20 protein-coding genes are annotated in these 16127 nt (G+C 61.3%); 6 read left to right on the top strand and 14 right to left on the bottom strand.

Annotated features, from left to right (window positions below; all coding sequences use genetic code 11):
• Positions 1-190: 190 nt before the first annotated feature.
• From J3361_RS26125 to soxR, 10 genes are all read right to left on the bottom strand, one after another.
• Positions 191-1084, bottom strand: coding sequence for a zinc ABC transporter substrate-binding protein (locus J3361_RS26125; RefSeq protein ID WP_207966977.1), 894 nt, complete (start codon positions 1082-1084; stop codon positions 191-193).
• Positions 1085-1984, bottom strand: coding sequence for a metal ABC transporter permease (locus J3361_RS26120; RefSeq protein ID WP_014339414.1), 900 nt, complete (start codon positions 1982-1984; stop codon positions 1085-1087). It abuts the gene before it with no gap.
• Positions 1984-2736 carry a metal ABC transporter ATP-binding protein gene (locus J3361_RS26115; RefSeq protein ID WP_207966976.1) on the bottom strand — a complete coding sequence of 251 codons (753 nt, stop codon included), beginning with the start codon at positions 2734-2736 and terminating at the stop codon, positions 1984-1986. Before J3361_RS26115 ends, J3361_RS26120 begins: the two co-directional genes overlap by 1 nt.
• On the bottom strand, positions 2733-3662 hold the full coding sequence (locus J3361_RS26110) for a metal ABC transporter substrate-binding protein (protein ID WP_053123647.1): 930 nt from the start codon (positions 3660-3662) through the stop codon (positions 2733-2735). The genes J3361_RS26115 and J3361_RS26110 overlap by 4 nt, the downstream gene beginning before the upstream one ends.
• Positions 3663-3697: 35 nt before the next feature.
• A complete protein-coding gene (locus J3361_RS26105) occupies positions 3698-4273 on the bottom strand; it encodes a DUF6162 family protein (protein WP_207966975.1) in 576 nt (191 codons plus the stop codon).
• Positions 4270-4596 carry a hypothetical protein gene (locus J3361_RS26100; protein WP_207966974.1) on the bottom strand — a complete coding sequence of 109 codons (327 nt, stop codon included), beginning with the start codon at positions 4594-4596 and terminating at the stop codon, positions 4270-4272. Before J3361_RS26100 ends, J3361_RS26105 begins: the two co-directional genes overlap by 4 nt.
• The gene (locus J3361_RS26095; RefSeq protein ID WP_207966973.1) at positions 4593-5135 is read right to left on the bottom strand and encodes a thiamine pyrophosphate-binding protein; all 543 of its coding nucleotides are present in this window, start codon (positions 5133-5135) and stop codon (positions 4593-4595) included. Before J3361_RS26095 ends, J3361_RS26100 begins: the two co-directional genes overlap by 4 nt.
• Positions 5132-6346, bottom strand: a complete 1215-nt coding sequence (locus J3361_RS26090; RefSeq protein ID WP_207966972.1) for a PepSY domain-containing protein — start codon at positions 6344-6346, stop codon at positions 5132-5134. The genes J3361_RS26095 and J3361_RS26090 overlap by 4 nt, the downstream gene beginning before the upstream one ends.
• 216 nt (positions 6347-6562) lie before the next feature.
• Positions 6563-7021 carry a VOC family protein gene (locus J3361_RS26085; protein ID WP_186730980.1) on the bottom strand — a complete coding sequence of 153 codons (459 nt, stop codon included), beginning with the start codon at positions 7019-7021 and terminating at the stop codon, positions 6563-6565.
• Between the two features lie 110 nt (positions 7022-7131).
• Positions 7132-7578 (bottom strand): redox-sensitive transcriptional activator SoxR, encoded by a 447-nt coding sequence (gene soxR / locus J3361_RS26080; RefSeq protein ID WP_207966971.1) that lies wholly within the window; start codon positions 7576-7578, stop codon positions 7132-7134.
• Positions 7579-7669: 91 nt separating this feature from the next.
• On the opposite strand from soxR, the gene J3361_RS26075 reads away from it, so the two are divergent.
• The 5 genes from J3361_RS26075 (at position 7670) to J3361_RS26055 (ending at position 12316) form a co-directional block, all read left to right on the top strand.
• Positions 7670-8035 (top strand): antibiotic biosynthesis monooxygenase, encoded by a 366-nt coding sequence (locus J3361_RS26075; protein WP_207966970.1) that lies wholly within the window; start codon positions 7670-7672, stop codon positions 8033-8035.
• Between the two features lie 116 nt (positions 8036-8151).
• Positions 8152-8418 (top strand): hypothetical protein, encoded by a 267-nt coding sequence (locus tag J3361_RS26070; protein WP_207966969.1) that lies wholly within the window; start codon positions 8152-8154, stop codon positions 8416-8418.
• A 103-nt stretch (positions 8419-8521) separates the two neighbouring features.
• A complete protein-coding gene (locus tag J3361_RS26065) occupies positions 8522-9136 on the top strand; it encodes a LysE family translocator (protein ID WP_053123629.1) in 615 nt (204 codons plus the stop codon).
• A gap of 159 nt (positions 9137-9295) precedes the next feature.
• Positions 9296-10462, top strand: a complete 1167-nt coding sequence (locus J3361_RS26060; RefSeq protein ID WP_207966968.1) for an aminotransferase class V-fold PLP-dependent enzyme — start codon at positions 9296-9298, stop codon at positions 10460-10462.
• A 45-nt stretch (positions 10463-10507) separates the two neighbouring features.
• Complete coding sequence (locus J3361_RS26055; RefSeq protein ID WP_207966967.1) at positions 10508-12316, top strand: aminopeptidase P family protein; 1809 nt, start codon at positions 10508-10510, stop codon at positions 12314-12316.
• 9 nt (positions 12317-12325) lie between these two features.
• Here J3361_RS26055 and J3361_RS26050 read toward each other — a convergent pair whose 3' ends face one another.
• Entirely contained in the window at positions 12326-12916 is a 591-nt protein-coding gene (locus J3361_RS26050) for a 2-hydroxychromene-2-carboxylate isomerase (RefSeq protein ID WP_207966966.1), read from the bottom strand.
• A 34-nt stretch (positions 12917-12950) separates the two neighbouring features.
• Complete coding sequence (locus tag J3361_RS26045; RefSeq protein ID WP_207966965.1) at positions 12951-13679, bottom strand: SDR family oxidoreductase; 729 nt, start codon at positions 13677-13679, stop codon at positions 12951-12953.
• Positions 13680-13768: 89 nt separating this feature from the next.
• Here J3361_RS26045 and J3361_RS26040 point away from each other — a divergent pair, with 89 nt between their 5' ends.
• Complete coding sequence (locus tag J3361_RS26040; protein WP_207966964.1) at positions 13769-14338, top strand: TetR/AcrR family transcriptional regulator; 570 nt, start codon at positions 13769-13771, stop codon at positions 14336-14338.
• 6 nt (positions 14339-14344) lie between these two features.
• Here the strand turns inward: J3361_RS26040 and J3361_RS26035 are convergent, their stop codons facing one another.
• Positions 14345-14626, bottom strand: a complete 282-nt coding sequence (locus tag J3361_RS26035; RefSeq protein ID WP_014337379.1) for a hypothetical protein — start codon at positions 14624-14626, stop codon at positions 14345-14347.
• 168 nt (positions 14627-14794) lie between these two features.
• Positions 14795-15685: a threonine/homoserine exporter RhtA gene (gene rhtA / locus J3361_RS26030; RefSeq protein ID WP_207966963.1), complete on the bottom strand. Its 891-nt coding sequence runs from the start codon at positions 15683-15685 to the stop codon at positions 14795-14797.
• Between the last annotated feature and the right edge of the window lie 442 nt (positions 15686-16127).

Genomic DNA, 16127 nt, shown 5'->3' with positions numbered 1-16127 from the left:
CGAAAGCGGTGTGTCAGTCCACATCAATGTTGAATGTGCCGACCTCATCGCGAGCAGGCTCGCTCCCACAGTGGATTTGTGGTGAGCACAGAATCTTCGAACATCCACGATCAAACCTGTGGGAGCGGGCTTGCTCGCGAAAGCGGTGTATCAGCCAAAAAGAATGTGATGGTCCCACAGCGGATGACTGTCAGCCTCCTGTCAGCGCTGTGATCACCAGCCCTACATTATTTTCCAGCTCCGCCACCGGGTCGGCCCCGTCGGTGCTCAGCACAAGCAACCGGCTACCTCCTTCGGTAATGGCGGCCTTCAGCGGATCCGAGGGCTGGCGATGATGCAGCACCAGCGCCACGTCGTTGTCTTTCAATGTCGCACTCAACTGCTTGAGGGCTTCGGCTGTCCACTCGGCGTCGGGCCGGGTGTCGGTGCTGATGGCGTCCAGGTTGAGCCCGCTGATCAGGTAGCCGAAATGCTCGCTCAGGCTGACCACGCTCAAGTTATCGGCGCTGGCGAGGCGTTTTTCGCTGTCGGCGCTGAGTTTGAGCAGGCGTTGCTTGAGGGCCGCCAGGTTGGCGTCGATTTTCGTTTTGTCCGCCGGGGCCAGGCGCACCAGGTCGGCGGCGATCACGTCGGCCATGCGCCCCAGGTTATGGCTGGCCATCCATGGTTGGCTTGCCAGGCCGTCAATCATGCCCGGTTGCACGGCGATACCGGGCAGGGCGCCGTCCACCGGGCGTGCGGCATCGACTTCGACGATGCGGATATTGCTGCGTCGGGCCATGGGGTACAGCGGATCGTCCGGCCACAGCGAGCGCAGGCCGATCACGCCGTCGGCATTGCTGGCCAGTTTGCTCAAGGCCGGTGCGCCCCGGCCGCTGAAGTAGGCGCTCTGCCGGGTGCCGGGCAGATTGGCGGGCGCGGCCCGCTCCAGGCTGACGTCGGTGCCCTTGAGCAAGGCCTCGCTCAACCCATAGGTGACCGGCAGCGATGCCAGCAGACGGACCTTTTCGTCGGCGAATGACGAGGTGACGGCCACGCCGCACAACGCGACGGCCAGGGTCAGTTGTCGCAGTGAAAAAACCATTTATCCAAGATTCCCTTTGAGGCTGGGGACGACACCCCGGGCGATGGCGCTCAGGGCGAAAGCGATGCCGGCCACCAGGATGATCGCGGCGCCGGACGGGATCGGCAGGTCGAACACAATCGGCGCGAGGATCCCGCACAAGGTACTGACGGTGGCGATCAGCACCGAACACCAGAAGAAGCCTTTCAATGATTGGCTGAGCAAGCGCGCCGCCGCAGCGGGAATCACCAGCAACGCGCCCACCAGGATGGCGCCGATGACTTTCACCGCCGCCACGGTGATCAACGTCACCAGGACCACGAACAGGTAGTCCAGGGTCTTGACCGCCACCCCGCGCACCGCCGCCAGTTGCGGATTGAAGCTGGCGAGCATGATGCGGTTGTACAGCGGCAAGGCCAGGGCCATCACCAGCGAGCCGACCACGGCCAGTACCAGCAGGTCGTTGCCATTGACCGTCAGCACCGAGCCGAACAGTACGTTTTCCAGGATGTGCACGTTGATCTTGCCCGCCAGGATCAGCAGCAGGCTAGCCCCCAGGGCCAGGGACACCGACAGGAACACGCCGATCAGCGTATCGGGCGCCAGGCCGGTGCGGTTGCGCAGGTAGTTGAGCAGGATGCCGAACAACAGGCAGTAGCCGAACAGGCTGCCGTAAGGCCCGGTGTAGGGTTCACCGAGCAGGATACCAATGGCCACGCCAGTCAGCGCCGCATGGCCCACCGCCTCGGAGAAAAACGCGAAGCGCTTGACCACCACCAGCGTGCCGAGGCCGCCCAGTACCGGGCCGATCAACAGCCCGGCCAGCAATGCATTGACCACGAAACCGTAGGCCAGCGCTTCAGGCAAGTAACCGGCCGATGCCCAGCCCTGGACCATCAAACGAAAGGCTTCATAACTCATCAGGCCGCGCTCCCGTTCGTGCGTGGATGGGTGGAAAACAACGTCAGCAGCCGCTCCGGGGTCAGGGTCTGGCGCGGTGGACCGTCGAACAGCACCCGACGATTCAGGCCGGTGACACGGTCGGCCAAGCGTCCGACGGCCTCTAGGTCATGTTCGATCCACAGCACGGTAATCCCGGCCAGGCGCCAGTCTTGCAGCAAGCGTTCGAACACCTGGATGCCGGCCTCATCCAGGGCTGACATCGGTTCATCCAGCACCAGCAGTTGTGGCGCGGGAATCAGCCCTTGGGCCAGCAATACCCGTTGCCGCTCGCCGCCGGACAGCGCGCCCATGCGCCGCTTGCGCTTGTCTTGCATGCCGACCCGCTCCAGAGCCTGGCCAATGGCGCCAGCGTAGTGCTTGCTCAAACCGAGAAACGCCGGTCGCCGCTGACACATGGCCGCCATGAAATCGTCCACCGTCATCGGCAGGCCCCGGTCGAATTCCAGCGCCTGGGGCACGTAGCCGATCACCCCGGGTTCGCCCGGCCATTGCAGGCTCAAGCGGCCCTGGTGCGGCATCTGCCCCAACAAGGTCTTGATCAGCGAGCTCTTGCCGCCGCCATTAGGGCCGACCAGGGCATGAATGCTGCCGGGCTCCACCTGAAAGGCGACGTTATCGAGAATGGTGGTGCGGCCCAGGTTCAGGCTGACCTCGGCGAACGTAATCAAGGGACCCGCGCGGTGCAGGGTGAGGGGTTCCTGGACAGTCATGCGCCGGACTCCTGGATCGCCCGGACCACGGTGTCGAGGTTCCCGGCCATTTCTTTTTCGTACTTCTCGGCACTGTAGTCGCCGTAGGAAATGTGCGAGAGCGGGTACAACTTCACGCCCGATTCACGCTGGATGGTGTCGACGTAGGTGGAAGGGAAATCCATCTCCGAAAAGATCACCTTCACGTCCAGCTCGCGCAATTGATCGATGGTTTTCTTCAATTGGCTGGGGCTCGGCTCGATGCCATGGGCCGGCTCGACCACGGCGGTCACTTCCAGGCCGAATTCGCGCAGCAGATAGTCGTAGGCGGCATGCACCGTGGCGACCCGCAATTCGGCATTGGGGGCCTGGGTCAGTTTCGCCAGGGCGGCGGCGCGCATCTGCCGCAGGCGCTTGCCGTACGCGCGGGCATTCTGGGTGTACGCCTTGGCATTGTCCGGGTCGAGCTTGCCCAACTCCCGGGCAATGTTATTGACCTGGGCGATAGAGGCGCTGATGGACAGGAAAGTGTGCGGGTTTACCACTTTGCCCGCGCCTCGGGCGGCGGTGCCGGTGGCGGCCAGCAGGGGCACGTTCTCGTTGGCCTCGATGACCTTCACGTTCGGGGTTTCGCTGGCGGCGATCATGCGGTCGGCAAAATCGTCGTGACCGACGCCGTTGAGCACGATCACATCGAGGCCGCCGATACGCTTGATGTCTTCGGCCCGGGGCTCATAGGCGTGGGGGTTGAAACCGGCCGGGATCAGCGGCACGACCTCGGCCTTGTCACCGACGATGTTGGCCACGTAGCTGTAATACGGGTGCAAGGTGATACCGATGCGCAGGCGCTTGGCTGTTTCGGCGCTCACCGGCGAGGTGAACAGGCAGGCCAGCAGGCCGATCAATAGCAGGCGCAGCAAGGGTCGGCGTTGGGATGCAATAGGCATGGGCAAACGGTCTTCTCTCGAATGAAGGCGTGGGGTCAGTGCCGGTGCTGGCGGGTTACGCCGGCATCGAATTGCGCGACGATTTGTTGCCAGCCAGCGGCGGATAACGCCGTGTCGTCCAGGATGGTGGGCGTCGCGAGGCCTGTACTGCGGTTGAGCCAGATGTCCGGAGCGGCGTCGGACGCTTCGCCGATGCGCATCAGAAACGACCCGGCCACGGACGAATTGGCACTGGCGCCGAAGTAGGCCTGGTCCTGCAGTTGTTGCCAGGCATGGCCGCCGCGGCTCACCGAACTGGCGTCCTGGGCGAACGGCGCGAAGCCTTCCTCGGCCAGGGTTTGCGGAGCGGGCAGGGTTTGCTGGTCTTCGCGCAGCAAGCGGATTTCATCCAGGGTCACCCGCAGGTCGGCATAGATACCTTGCTCGGCGGCGCTGAGATCGCGGCGGGCGTCGAGCTGGTTCGAGGCCAGGTGAGGGGCCTCTTCGGCTTTGCCATGCCAGGCCACCACGGACCCGGCCACCAGCACGATGACCAGGCACAGCAGCAACACATACAGGGTTTCATGACCCGCGCCGGCGGGACGGATGACTTGAGTCGTGGCGTTGCTCATGGGGCCTCGATGTCGGCTTGGTCGATTTCCACCACGTGGCCGGGGCCGGCGTCGAAGAGCACGTAGAATTCAGCGTTCGGTTTTTTGAAGGTCAGCTTCGAGTCGGCGCCGAGCTTGCCCGGGACGAGGATGGTTTCGTCATAACCGATCACGTCGAGGGTCACCCCCGGCGCACCGCTGCCGTCGGAAAAACCACCGGTGCATTGGATCTGCTCGGCGTCGATGGCCTTGCACTCGCACATCGGGTTGTGGGCCAGGACGCTGGTGCTTGCGCCGACGCATAACAGCAGCGCCAAGCCCTTGGATAAGGCGCGAAGGGTCATGGTTTGGCTCCTTGATTCTTCAGCCAGGCGACGGTAGCCGGGGAGGCCTGGTTCAGGGGGATGGAAGCCTGATGCATCGAACCGTCCCAACCCTCCAGGGTTATCCACAGTTCGGCGTCGGGCTGGGTCTTTGCCGGGACTGGCAACAAGGCACCCATACGGTAGGGCGATCCGAAGAAAATCACCCCGGCGGCCCTGAGGCTGCGAGGTTTGCCGATGCGCAGGTAGGTGGCCTTGACCTGGCCGGTACAGCTTTGGCACAGGGCCGCGTTGAAGTGCTTCATGGGCCCGGCAGGCCCTTGGACGCGTGGGGCTTCGTTGCGAAATTCCGCCAGGCGCAGGCTCCAGGGTCCGACCTTGACTTCGCCGACTTCCCGCTCGCCCAGCCCGGCATCACCGCGGAACAGCGCGGCTTCGGAGAGGTATTTGGGCATGAACCCCAGGGGGATCAGCAGCAATAGCACGTTGAGGTGGAAACGCCATTTATGCCAGAACAGGCTCAGGCGCGACGGTGATGAAGCGGCATTGGATGGGTTCACAGGCTGCCCTCCGACGATTCGCGGTGGACGGACGGCTGCAATGCCTGCGCGAGGCGGGCGCCACGGGTGGGTTTTTGGCTACGCTTGAAGGCATTGGCGGTGGCCAGGGCCGTGCGTTTGGTCCAGATCAGCAGCCCGCTGAGGACCATCATGCTCATGATCAAGCCGAAGAAAAACCAGATGAGCTTGATCCAGAGGCCGCCAAAATCCCCGGTGTGCAAGGGCCGCATGGATTCGGTGACGAACTCCAGGGTCGTGCGATCGGACAGCAGCCGCGAGGCGGCCACGTCACCGTTGTAGGGGTTGATGGTGGCAGTCTGGAACATCAGCGGATACCAGCCGCGGCCGCCGATTTCCAGATGGCTGTAGGCATTGGCGGGCAGGCTGATGAAACTTGCTTCCAGTCCCGGGATGCGTTGCTGGGCGATGTCGATGGCTCGGTCCAGGTTCAACAGCGGGGGCGGCAGGCCGTCGACGGACACCGGCACGTTTTCACGGGCCACCACCGGGATGACCGGTTCGCTGGAAATGGAGATCTGGTTGTCGCCCAGCAAGGCCTGGATCAGGAACCAGGTGCCTGTGACGGAGATGACCGCGATGAACCAGATCGACCAGATACCGCTGAGCCGGTGGAAATCACCCCAGAAAATCCGCGCGCCATGGCGAATTCGCAGGGTCGGACGCAAGAAGCCTTTCCAGAAACGCTTGTAGACCACCAGCCCGGTCACCAAGGACGCGAGCAACGGCAGGCCGAGGAACGACACCAGGTACCAGCCCCAGCTGTAGCCGTTGGTGAACGGCACCAGCCACCAGCCATGCAGGGCGCGGGTGAAGGCCTGGAAGTTGAACGTCGGCGCCGAGCCCTGGATGGCGCCGCTGTACGGGTTGACGTAGACCGTGTCGGGACGTCCGTCAGGGTAGGTCACGCCGACTTCCAGGGCAAAATGCGACTCGTCCGGGCGAATGATTCTTTGCACCTGGGTTTGCGGCTGGGCCTGCTTGATCGCGCTGATGATCTGGTCGTAGCTGAGCAGCGCGGCATCGTCCGAAGGCTTGCTGGCGCGCATCTCAGGGTTGACGAGCCAGACGATCTCCTGGCTGACCACCGCCAGGGTGCCGGTGACGCAGACAATGAGCACGAAGAACCAGATGGGCAATGCCAGCCAGCTATGGACCAGGAACCAGAGTTTGGAGCGGGATTTCTTCGACATGATTGAACGTCTTGATTCGATGAAAGGTTGCGTATTACGGGCTTCGTAACACCTGTGAACCCAAAAAGCAGGCCGTGGCTTTTGCCGACGCGGCCTGCTGCATCTAATTAAGACGAACGAGCGATCCCAATCCTGAAGGGAAAGATGAAAGAAAATGTTTCGCGTTTAGTTTTAGTGTTGCTGTGGCCAGGAGTGAGCTCCTGGCCACAGGGACCGTCAGCCTTGTTGAAACATCTCCCTGGCCCGTTGCTCGATCTGTTCCTGGCTCAGATCCTCTTTGTGTGTCGCCAGGAACCATAGATGCCCATAGGGATCCTTCAAGGTGCCGGTGCGATCCCCATAGAACTGGTCCTTGACCTCGGAAATCACCGTGCCGCCCGCGGCAATGGCCTGGGCGAATGCGCTGTCCACATCTTCGACATAGAGATGCAGGCCGACCGATGGCGATGTGTCCGGGTTGCTCAGCGGGCCTTGGTCGCAAGGCGTACCGAGCATGATCGGATACCCGTTGATCCGCAGCTCGGCGTGCCCGATGCCGCCGTCGGGCATGGCCAGGCGCATGACCTCGGTGGCATTGAAGGCTTTTTTATAGAAGTCGATGGCTTCGGCGGCTTTTTGAATGCCCAGGTAGGGCGTGATGTTATGGAAACCTTCGGGAATAGCGTTGACGCCCATGACGTTTCTCCTTTTGTTATGGGAGGCGAAGAGAGCCTTCGTCGATTTGCGCCCCTCCACTATAGGCCTGCGAGCCTGGGTGGGCGTGGAGCCCGACGAACGCTTCAGGGCTATTCCAGCAGATGGGCTCCCGGCCCCTGCTGGCCCAGCACATCGCCCTGATTGCGCAGCGGACACGCTTCCATCGACAGGCATCCGCAGCCAATGCAACCGTTGAGTCGATCACGCAGCGCCATCAATTGGCTGATGCGCTCGTCCAGGTCCCGGCTCCACTGTGCCGACAAGGTCTGCCAGTCGGCGGCGGTCGGGGCGCGGTTGTCTGGAAGGTTGTGCAACGCCTTGCCAATCTCCGCCAGGGGAATGCCCAGGCGCTGGGCGACCTTGATCAGCGCCACGCGGCGCAACACCGCCCGAGGGTAACGACGTTGGTTGCCCGGATTACGCGTGCTTTTGATCAGCCCCTTGGATTCGTAGAAGTGCAGGGCGGTCACCGCCACGCCGCTGCGGGCGGCCACTTGGCCGACGGTGAGTTCCTTGTGGACATCGATCTGCGTCATCGCTGCAATTCACCACTTGACCTTGACTTAACTAGAGGTTTTACCCTGCACGCCTTCGGATCGCAAGATCAGCCTGCATAGGGGACCTTTCATGCAATCGCCAAGGAACAATCGCAGTTTCACCCAACTGATGGAATTCGACATCGAACCTCAATGGCAGCAGGCGCTGGTCACAGCCTTGTCGGAACAGACCGAGCGCCTGGCCCGGGACCACCAGGGTTTCCTGAGTGCGAGTATCCAGGCCAGCGAGGATGGACGGCGCGTGCTCAACTATTTGCAGTGGCAAACCCGCGAGGCCGGCGAGGCGGCGCTTCGAAGCTTCGAAAGTGGCGACTCGGGTTTCTGGCGGCTGGTCCAGGCGCATCGTGCCAAAGCCGTCACGTTCGGTTCGTTCCAGGTGCTACGCAACATTGAGCGCAGCCTGGACAACGCGCTGCATTGCCAGTTGGTCGATTAAGCGCAACGGCTGATCCAAGTAGGCAATACCCACTATCGAAAGGGTTGATTTCTGCCGCGCAGGGCCGGCGGGTAGCCTTTGTTCATCGCCCAACTCTAGAACACCGGACACCCGCCATGAACCGTACTTTAGCTGTTTTGCTGCTGTTGACCGCCACCCTCCTGGGCGGTTGCGCCAGCTCCTCCCCGGAGCTGCGCCCCTACACCGCCGACGAGACTCGCGAACTGGCCCTTGAAGCCTTGAATCGCCGAGGCCTTTCGTTCGAGGAGTACCACGCCAAGAAAGCCGAGCTGCTCGGCTCGTCGCCGAAAAACGTGGGGTTCGACGATCAAGGCCAGATGAGCGCCGAGCAGGCCGTGCAACAGCCAGGCCGGTCAAGCTAAGGGACTGTACCGCTCAAAGTTTTGCCTAACTGTCCGTGGGTTTGGGCCAGGACGTGGGGTAGGGTCGTGACTTGACTGACCGCCCCTGATGGACTGACCTGACATGACCCTTTCGCTTGACCTACTGCTGGGCTTCGCCCTGTTTGCCCTGGTGACTTCGATCACGCCCGGCCCTAACAACACCATGTTGTTGGCCTCGGGTGTCAATTTCGGTTTCAACCGCACCATTCCGCACATGCTGGGCATTACCTGCGGCTTCTTTTCCCTGGTGCTGGCGGTAGGCCTTGGCCTGGGTGCGGTGTTCCAGACTTATCCACTGCTCTATACCGCGCTGCGCTACATCGGTGCCGCGTACCTGTTGTACCTGGCGTGGAAAATTGCCCACTCCGGTCCGGTTTCGGACAGCCAGCCGGGGAACAATACGCCGATCAGCTATTGGGGCGCCGCGGCGTTCCAATGGGTCAATCCCAAGGCCTGGATCATGGCCATCGGTGCCATCAGCACCTACACGCCACTCCAAGGCTACTTCTTCAATGTGCTGGTGATTGCGGCGGTGTTTGCCTTGATCAACCTGCCAAGCGTGAGCCTGTGGGTGGTGTGCGGCAGCCTGTTGCGCAACCTGTTGCGGGACCGTCGCTGGCTGCGCGTGTTCAACTGGGGCATGGCGCTGTTGTTGGTCGCTTCGATGTATCCGTTGTTGCTCGAAAGCATCAGTTGAGGGCTGAGCTTCGACGCGATGCCTGCTAAGCTCGCTGTTCAGGAGCGTTCCTACGCACTTTTAAATGAAGTCCGACTTCTTTAAGGTCTTTGATCAGGTATTGCTAGTCTCGAACCCAACGAGGGCGCCTGATCCCGGAGCAGGCTCTGCGAGTTTCCTATGAATAAACGTCCTTTATATTTCGACTACGCCGCCACCACGCCGGTGGATGAGCGGGTCATTCGGGTCATGGTCGAGTGTCTGGGCTTTGACGGCAATTTTGGCAACCCGGCCTCCAGTTCCCACGCCTTCGGCCAGGAGGCCCGGCGCTCGGTGGAGCGTGCCCGCCAGCAGGTGGCGCAATTGGTGGGGGCCCAGCCCGAACAGATCGTCTGGACGTCCGGCGCCACCGAATCCAACAACCTGGCTCTCAAGGGCGTAGCCCAGGCGCGCGGCGGTTCCGCCGGCCACATCATCACCAGCCTGATCGAGCACAAGGCGATTCTCGATACGGCGCGCCAACTCGAAGAGAGCGGCGTCGCGGTCACCTGGTTGGCGCCGGACGCCGAGGGGCTTGTCAGCCCACAGGCGGTTCGCGAGGCGTTGCGTGAAGACACGTTCCTGGTGTCGCTGATGTTGGTGAACAACGAACTGGGCACCGTCAACGACGTCATCGCCATCGGCGAGATCGTTCGAGAGCGCGGTGCGTTGTTTCATGTGGACGCCGCCCAAGGCGCCGGCAAGGTGCAGATCGACCTGGCCCGCTGGCCGGTGGACCTGATGTCTTTTTCCGCGCATAAAATCTACGGTCCCAAGGGTATCGGTGCGCTCTACGTCGGCGATCGCGCCCGACCACGGCTGTCGGCGCAGATTCATGGCGGTGGCCACGAGGGCGGTTTGCGTTCCAGGACCTTGGCGACCCACCAGATTGCCGCCATGGGCGCCGCATTCGAACTGGCAGCCGCGGCATTCGAAGAAGAACTCGCTAAAATCGCCCGATTGCGCAATCGTTTGCTCGAGCCGCTGCTGGCCTTGCCCGGAGTGTGTATAAACGGCAGTGCAAGCTGCCGGATTCCCCACACCCTGAGCCTGACGTTCAACGAAGGTGAGTTCAACCCGGTAGCATTAGGCGCATCGATTGCATTTTCCGCGACCTCGGCCTGTAATTCGGCGCAGAACACGCCGTCCCACGTGCTGCTGGCCCTGGGGCACGATGCCCGGGCGGCCGGGCGGACCATTCGCTTGAGCTTGGGGCGCTTTACCACCGAGCAGGATATCGATGAGGCGGTGCGGTTGATCAAGGCCGCGTGCGCGACTGCGCCGGCATTCTGGGCCACCACTCAATAAGCCGTCTTCGGCATCGAACAACAATTTCAATGAGCAGGAGAAACAATGAGCACCGAGCCTTTGCCCCATGGACTGGTTCCCCAGCGCCTGGCCCGAATCCGTCAACTGATGAGCCGAGAGGGCGTTCACGCATTGCTGGTGCCATCGGCCGACCCGCATCTGTCTGAATACCTGCCGGGTTATTGGCAGGGACGGCAATGGCTGTCGGGGTTCCATGGTTCGGTGGGTACCTTGATCGTGACCGGCAGTTTCGCTGGTGTCTGGGCCGACAGCCGTTATTGGGAGCAGGCGACCAAGGAACTGGAGGGCAGCGGTATCGAGTTGGTCAAGCTCATCCCGGGCCAGCCCGGTCCGCTGGACTGGCTGGCCGAACAAACGCCCGAGGGTGGGGTGGTCGCGGTCGATGGTGCTGTCATGGCCGTGGCCTCGGCCCGCACCCTGGGCGGCAAGCTCGCCGAACGCGGCGCGCGGTTGCGCACCGACATCGACCTGCTCAAGGAGGTCTGGGACGGTCGCCCGAGTTTGCCGGATCAACCGGTCTATGCCCATTTGCCACCCCAGGCGACCGTCAGCCGCGTCGAAAAACTCGCCAAGTTGCGTGAATCCCTCCAGGAGCGTGGTGCCGACTGGCATTTCATCGCCACGCTGGACGACATCGCCTGGTTGTTCAACCTGCGCGGTGCGGATGTGTCGTTCAACCCGGTGTTCGTCTCCTTTGCCTTGATCAGCCAGCAACAGGCAACGCTGTTCGTGGCCCTGGACAAGGTTGACGCAGCGCTGCGTGCCGTTCTTGAACAGGACGGCGTGACCCTGCGCGATTACAGCGAAGCCGCCACCGCGTTGCGTGAAGTGCCGGACGGCGCGAGCCTGCAGATCGATCCGGCGCGGGTGACGGTCGGTTTGCTGGACAACCTGGGCAGCGGCGTGAAGCTGGTCGAAGGCCTGAATCCAACGACGTTGGCTAAATCGCGTAAAAGCCTGGCCGACGCCGAGCACATCCGTCGCGCCATGGAGCAGGACGGCGCGGCGCTCTGTGAGTTTTTCGCCTGGCTGGAAGGAGCCTGGGGCCGCGAGCGCATCACCGAGCTGACCATCGACGAGCACCTGACCGCCGCCCGCATGCGCCGGCCAGACTTCGTCTCCCTGAGTTTCAACACCATCGCCGCCTTTAACGCCAACGGCGCGATGCCTCATTACCACGCCACGGAAGAAGCCCATGCGGTCATCGAAGGTGATGGCCTGTTGCTGATCGATTCCGGCGGCCAGTATTTGGGAGGCACCACGGACATCACCCGTATGGTGCCGGTCGGAACACCCACCGCTGAGCAGAAACGTGATTGCACGCGCGTGCTCAAGGGGGTGATTGCCCTGTCCCGGGCCAAATTTCCGCGGGGCATTCTTTCACCCCTGCTGGATGCCATCGCTCGGGCGCCGATCTGGGCGGAACAGGTCGATTACGGCCACGGCACCGGCCATGGCGTAGGCTATTTCCTCAATGTCCACGAAGGCCCGCAGGTAATTGCCTATCAAGCCGCTGCCGCGCCGCAAACGGCGATGCAGGCCGGGATGATCACCTCGATCGAACCGGGCACTTATCGTCCCGGCCGCTGGGGTGTGCGCATCGAGAACCTGGTGCTGAACCGCGAAGCCGGAAGCAGCGAGTTCGGTGAGTTCCTTGAGTTCGAAACCCTCACCCTGTGCCCGATCGACACCCGCTGCCTGGAACCTTCGCTGCTGACCCAGGATGAAAAAGACTGGTTCAACGCCTACCATGCCGAGGTTCAGCGTCGATTGAGCCCATTGCTGGACGGTGACGCACTGCAATGGCTCAACACCCGGACGATGGCGATCTGATCTATAGGGTCAGGCGAGGGCTTCACGGACGAAGTCCAGCCGATCCTGGCCGAAAAACAGCTCGTTGCCGACAAACATGCTCGGGGCGCCAAATATGCCCCGGCCGATGGCTGCTTCGGTGGCGCTCTTGAGTGCTTGTTTAACCTGCTCGTCGCTCGTCAGGGCCAGCACGTAGTCGGCGTCGAAACCGCCTTCGTTCAGGACCGATGCGACAGTCGCCGGGTCATTGAGGTTGCGGGCGTCCACCCAAAAGGCGCGGAACAGGCAATCGACGAATGCCTCGAAGCGTTCGGGGTGGCGCAGTTGCATGCCGGTCACTGCGCGCATCAGCAGCAGTGTGTTGACGGGAAAGTGTGGATTGAACTTGAACGCGACGCCGTAGCGTTTGGCGAAGCGATTCAGATCCTTGAACAGGTAAGGATTCTTGGCCGGCACTGTTGCCGGCGATGCGTTACCGGTCGCCTTGAAGACGCCCCCCAATAACATCGGACGGTAGATCAACTGGCTGTTTGTCTGTGCACACAGCGTTGGCAGCTGGGTGTAGGCCAGGTACGTGGTCGGGCTGCCGAGGTCGAAGTAAAACTCCACTGATTTGCTCATGGTGTCTGCTCTCTTGTTGTTATGAGGGGAGGGGTTACCAGCGTTCGCTCCAAGGGCGCAGGTCCAGCTCGAAGGTCCAGGCGTCGCGGGGTTGGCTGTGCAGGTACCAATAATTGTCGGCAATGTGTTCGGGGTTCAGGATGCCGTCCTGATCCTTGGTGGCATACTTTTCCGGGAAATGATCGCGGATGAAGTCGGTGTCGATCGCGCCGTCCACCACCACATGAGCCACATGGATATTCAGCGGTCCCAGCTCACGGGCCATGCTCTGGGCCAGTGCCCGGATGCCATGTTTCGCGCCCGCGAATGCGGCGAACCCCGAAGCACCGCGCAGTCCCGCCGTTGCCCCAGTAAACAGGATCGTCCCGCGCTGGCGCTTGACCATATGCTTGGCCACTTCCCGTGCATTGAGAAAGCCTGAGAAGCAGGCCATTTCCCAGATCTTGAAATACTTGCGCGCGGTTTCTTCCAGGATGCTGCAGGGGACGTTGGCGCCGATGTTGAACACGAAGGCTTCGATCGGGCCGATCTGGTTCTCTATTTGCTCGATGAGTGCGATCACGTCGTCTTCTTTGCGTGCATCACAGGCAAACCCGTGGGCTTCGCCGCCTTCGGCGCGGATGCCGTTGACCAGCGGCTCGAGTTTATCGGCGCTGCGACGGGTCACACAGGCCACGTAACCTTCCTGGGCGAAGCGTTTGGCAATCGCTCCGCCAGTGGCGTCGCCTGCGCCTACAACCAGTACGACCTTCTTATTATTCATGGTTAGCCTCATTGGTAAACGATCGTTAACTAAACGGACGTTATGCTAAGATCCGGCAAGCGTCAAGGTGAGCGATCAGGGGCAGGACCATGAGATATTCAGCCAATCACAAAATGGAAACCCGCGAGAAACTGCTGGCCAGCAGTGCCGTATCCGCCAAGAAATCAGGTTTCTCCACGGTCGGTGTCGATGGCCTGATGAAAGCGATCGGGTTGAGCGGCGGCGCGTTCTACAGCCACTTTTCATCCAAGGATGAGCTGTTCAAGGCCATTGTTGAGCGGGAACTGGCCCAAAGCCTCGACCGCTTGAGCGGCGACGGTGCAATGGACTCGATGAAACTGGAGCGCTGCCTCAAGCAGTATTTGAGCATGAGCCATGTCGAGCAGCCCGAGGCAGGGTGTGCGTTGCCGGTACTGGGCGCTGAGATCGCACGATCGGATGTCCAAGTGAGGGAGGCGGCGCAAACGTGGATCTGTCGTTTGCACGAAAGTTGGGCGCGGATATTGGGAAGCGACAGCCTGGCCTGGGCCATTCTGTCTCAATGCGTGGGGGCGTTGGTGGTTGCGCGGATGCTGGTCACGCCGCAGGTCCAGCGTGACGTCCTCAGGTCCAGCCATGAGGAAATCAGTCGTCGAATGGCCGAACGAGGGCTCGACTGAGGTCGCTTATTTGCAGATCACAATCATGCTGCGGCTGGTATAGCCGGCGGGATTGAGGCCGAAGGGATAATCCCCGGGTTCTTCGACGGCGTCGCCGGACTTGGCAATGACCTTGTAACCCTTGGGAGCACATGAGTTGGCAGCGCTGGCGGCGCACTGGTCCCAGGATGAGGACAGGCCGGAGCAGTTGATGTGCAGGCCTTTTTTGCCGCGCTTGACTTCAGTTTTCGATGTCGCCGCACAGCCCGCTACTGCGAGTACGGCGATCAGTATCAAAATTCGTTTCATTCCCGTCCTTATAATCGCCGCGGATCTTGTGTCCGCGTACGATCGTGTTCGCTCTTGCGTGAAGCGTTCATGACGTCCTGTATGAAAAAATCCATGTCTGACATTAGGTTACGAACCTAAACATGGCCTAAATGCGCGGCAAATACCAGAGCTTCGTTAAATCCTGCTTCAATCTGCCGCGACGGCAGGCTTTGCCGTGTTGGCCATGGTCAGCGTTGCACCCACCGACGCGAGGATGATGCAGGTGATGGCCATCCACTGGGCCAGGGACAAGTACTCCTGAAGAAAGACGAGTCCCGACAAGGCTGCGATTGCCGGTTCGATGCTCATCAGGGTGCCGAAGGTGCGGGCAGGCATTCGAGTCAGGGAAATCATTTCCAACGTATAGGGCAGGGCTGTGGACAGGATCGCGACGCCGATGGCAATTGGAATCAGGCTTGGTGTGAGCAGTGCGGCGCCGGCGTGGACAATGCCGATAGGCGCGACGAACAGGGCCGCGATCATGACCCCCAGTGCAGCGGTCTGCACACCATTGTCCGCTCCGGCTTTCTGGCCAAACAGGATGTACAGCGCCCAGCAGAAACCGGCACCGAGTGCGTAGCCGGCACCTACCAGATCGATACCGGAACTGGTCGCGCCGGTCGGGATGAGCAGCAACAGGCCAACCACTGCCAGGGCAATCCAGAGAAAGTCGATGGCCCGGCGCGAGGCGTAAATGGCGACTGCCAGAGGCCCGGTAAATTCCAGCGCAACGGCGATACCCAACGGAACGGTACGAACTGACATATAGAAGAGGAAGTTCATGCCGCCCAGTGCCATCCCATAGACGATCACCGTGCGCAGGGACTGGGCGGTGAGCTTGGCGCGCCAGGGGCGTAGCATCAACAGCATGATGAGGCTGGCGAAGATGAGTCGCAGCGTTGTAGTACCTTGCGCGCCCACTACCGGGAACATGCTTTTGGCGAGGGAAGCCCCCGCTTGAATGGAAGCCATGGCTATTAATAGCAAGGCAACCGGGTACAGGGTGGAAGCCAGGCTGCGATGTGAGGGGGGTGTCATTGCGAAGTGTCGTCCAGAGTAAGGTCGGAGAAGCTGAGTTGAGCAGTATATTGCGCATATGCAGCGATTCCGTCTATATAGCGGCCCTATTTAAGTGCCGTCTCGACGCGATAGATAGAAAAATCAAATTAAGGGTTGACGGCAGATTCTGGAAGTCTATAATTCGCCCCACTTCCGGCGCAGTCGAAACGGGAAACTCCTTGAGATTCAACGAGTTAAGTAGGTTTCGAAGGTGTTGGGCTTCAGTTTATCGAAGCTTGGAAGGAGCAGGTAGAGCGGTGTTGTTTGGCTCTATCGGCGATTCGGTCTTCTCGATCGAAAGCGGTGAAAAAGAGGTGTTGACAGCAGCGAGTAACGCTGTAGAATTCGCCTCCCGCTAACGAGAGATCGGAAGCGCAAGTGGTTGAAGTTGTTAAGGATTTCCAAGCGAAACTTTGAAAAC

The sequence above is a fragment of the Pseudomonas sp. OA65 genome (genome assembly GCF_017498305.1).
Taxonomy (GTDB): domain Bacteria; phylum Pseudomonadota; class Gammaproteobacteria; order Pseudomonadales; family Pseudomonadaceae; genus Aquipseudomonas; species Aquipseudomonas zanjanensis.
Note: the sequence above shows the minus strand (reverse complement) of the source record. Positions and strands in the feature narration are given on the sequence as shown.

Coding starts and splice junctions, on each gene's coding strand:
- J3361_RS26125 (WP_207966977.1), bottom strand. CDS start 1,084: ATGGTTTTTTCACTGCGACAACTGACCCTGGCCGTCGCGTTGTGCGGC.
- J3361_RS26050 (WP_207966966.1), bottom strand. CDS start 12,916: ATGAGCAAATCAGTGGAGTTTTACTTCGACCTCGGCAGCCCGACCACG.
- J3361_RS26100 (WP_207966974.1), bottom strand. CDS start 4,596: ATGACCCTTCGCGCCTTATCCAAGGGCTTGGCGCTGCTGTTATGCGTC.
- J3361_RS26075 (WP_207966970.1), top strand. CDS start 7,670: ATGCAATCGCCAAGGAACAATCGCAGTTTCACCCAACTGATGGAATTC.
- J3361_RS26070 (WP_207966969.1), top strand. CDS start 8,152: ATGAACCGTACTTTAGCTGTTTTGCTGCTGTTGACCGCCACCCTCCTG.
- J3361_RS26105 (WP_207966975.1), bottom strand. CDS start 4,273: ATGAGCAACGCCACGACTCAAGTCATCCGTCCCGCCGGCGCGGGTCAT.
- soxR (WP_207966971.1), bottom strand. CDS start 7,578: ATGACGCAGATCGATGTCCACAAGGAACTCACCGTCGGCCAAGTGGCC.
- J3361_RS26110 (WP_053123647.1), bottom strand. CDS start 3,662: ATGCCTATTGCATCCCAACGCCGACCCTTGCTGCGCCTGCTATTGATC.
- J3361_RS26055 (WP_207966967.1), top strand. CDS start 10,508: ATGAGCACCGAGCCTTTGCCCCATGGACTGGTTCCCCAGCGCCTGGCC.
- J3361_RS26040 (WP_207966964.1), top strand. CDS start 13,769: ATGAGATATTCAGCCAATCACAAAATGGAAACCCGCGAGAAACTGCTG.
- J3361_RS26060 (WP_207966968.1), top strand. CDS start 9,296: ATGAATAAACGTCCTTTATATTTCGACTACGCCGCCACCACGCCGGTG.
- J3361_RS26065 (WP_053123629.1), top strand. CDS start 8,522: ATGACCCTTTCGCTTGACCTACTGCTGGGCTTCGCCCTGTTTGCCCTG.
- J3361_RS26115 (WP_207966976.1), bottom strand. CDS start 2,736: ATGACTGTCCAGGAACCCCTCACCCTGCACCGCGCGGGTCCCTTGATT.
- rhtA (WP_207966963.1), bottom strand. CDS start 15,685: ATGACACCCCCCTCACATCGCAGCCTGGCTTCCACCCTGTACCCGGTT.
- J3361_RS26085 (WP_186730980.1), bottom strand. CDS start 7,021: ATGGGCGTCAACGCTATTCCCGAAGGTTTCCATAACATCACGCCCTAC.
- J3361_RS26090 (WP_207966972.1), bottom strand. CDS start 6,346: ATGTCGAAGAAATCCCGCTCCAAACTCTGGTTCCTGGTCCATAGCTGG.
- J3361_RS26035 (WP_014337379.1), bottom strand. CDS start 14,626: ATGAAACGAATTTTGATACTGATCGCCGTACTCGCAGTAGCGGGCTGT.
- J3361_RS26120 (WP_014339414.1), bottom strand. CDS start 1,984: ATGAGTTATGAAGCCTTTCGTTTGATGGTCCAGGGCTGGGCATCGGCC.
- J3361_RS26045 (WP_207966965.1), bottom strand. CDS start 13,679: ATGAATAATAAGAAGGTCGTACTGGTTGTAGGCGCAGGCGACGCCACT.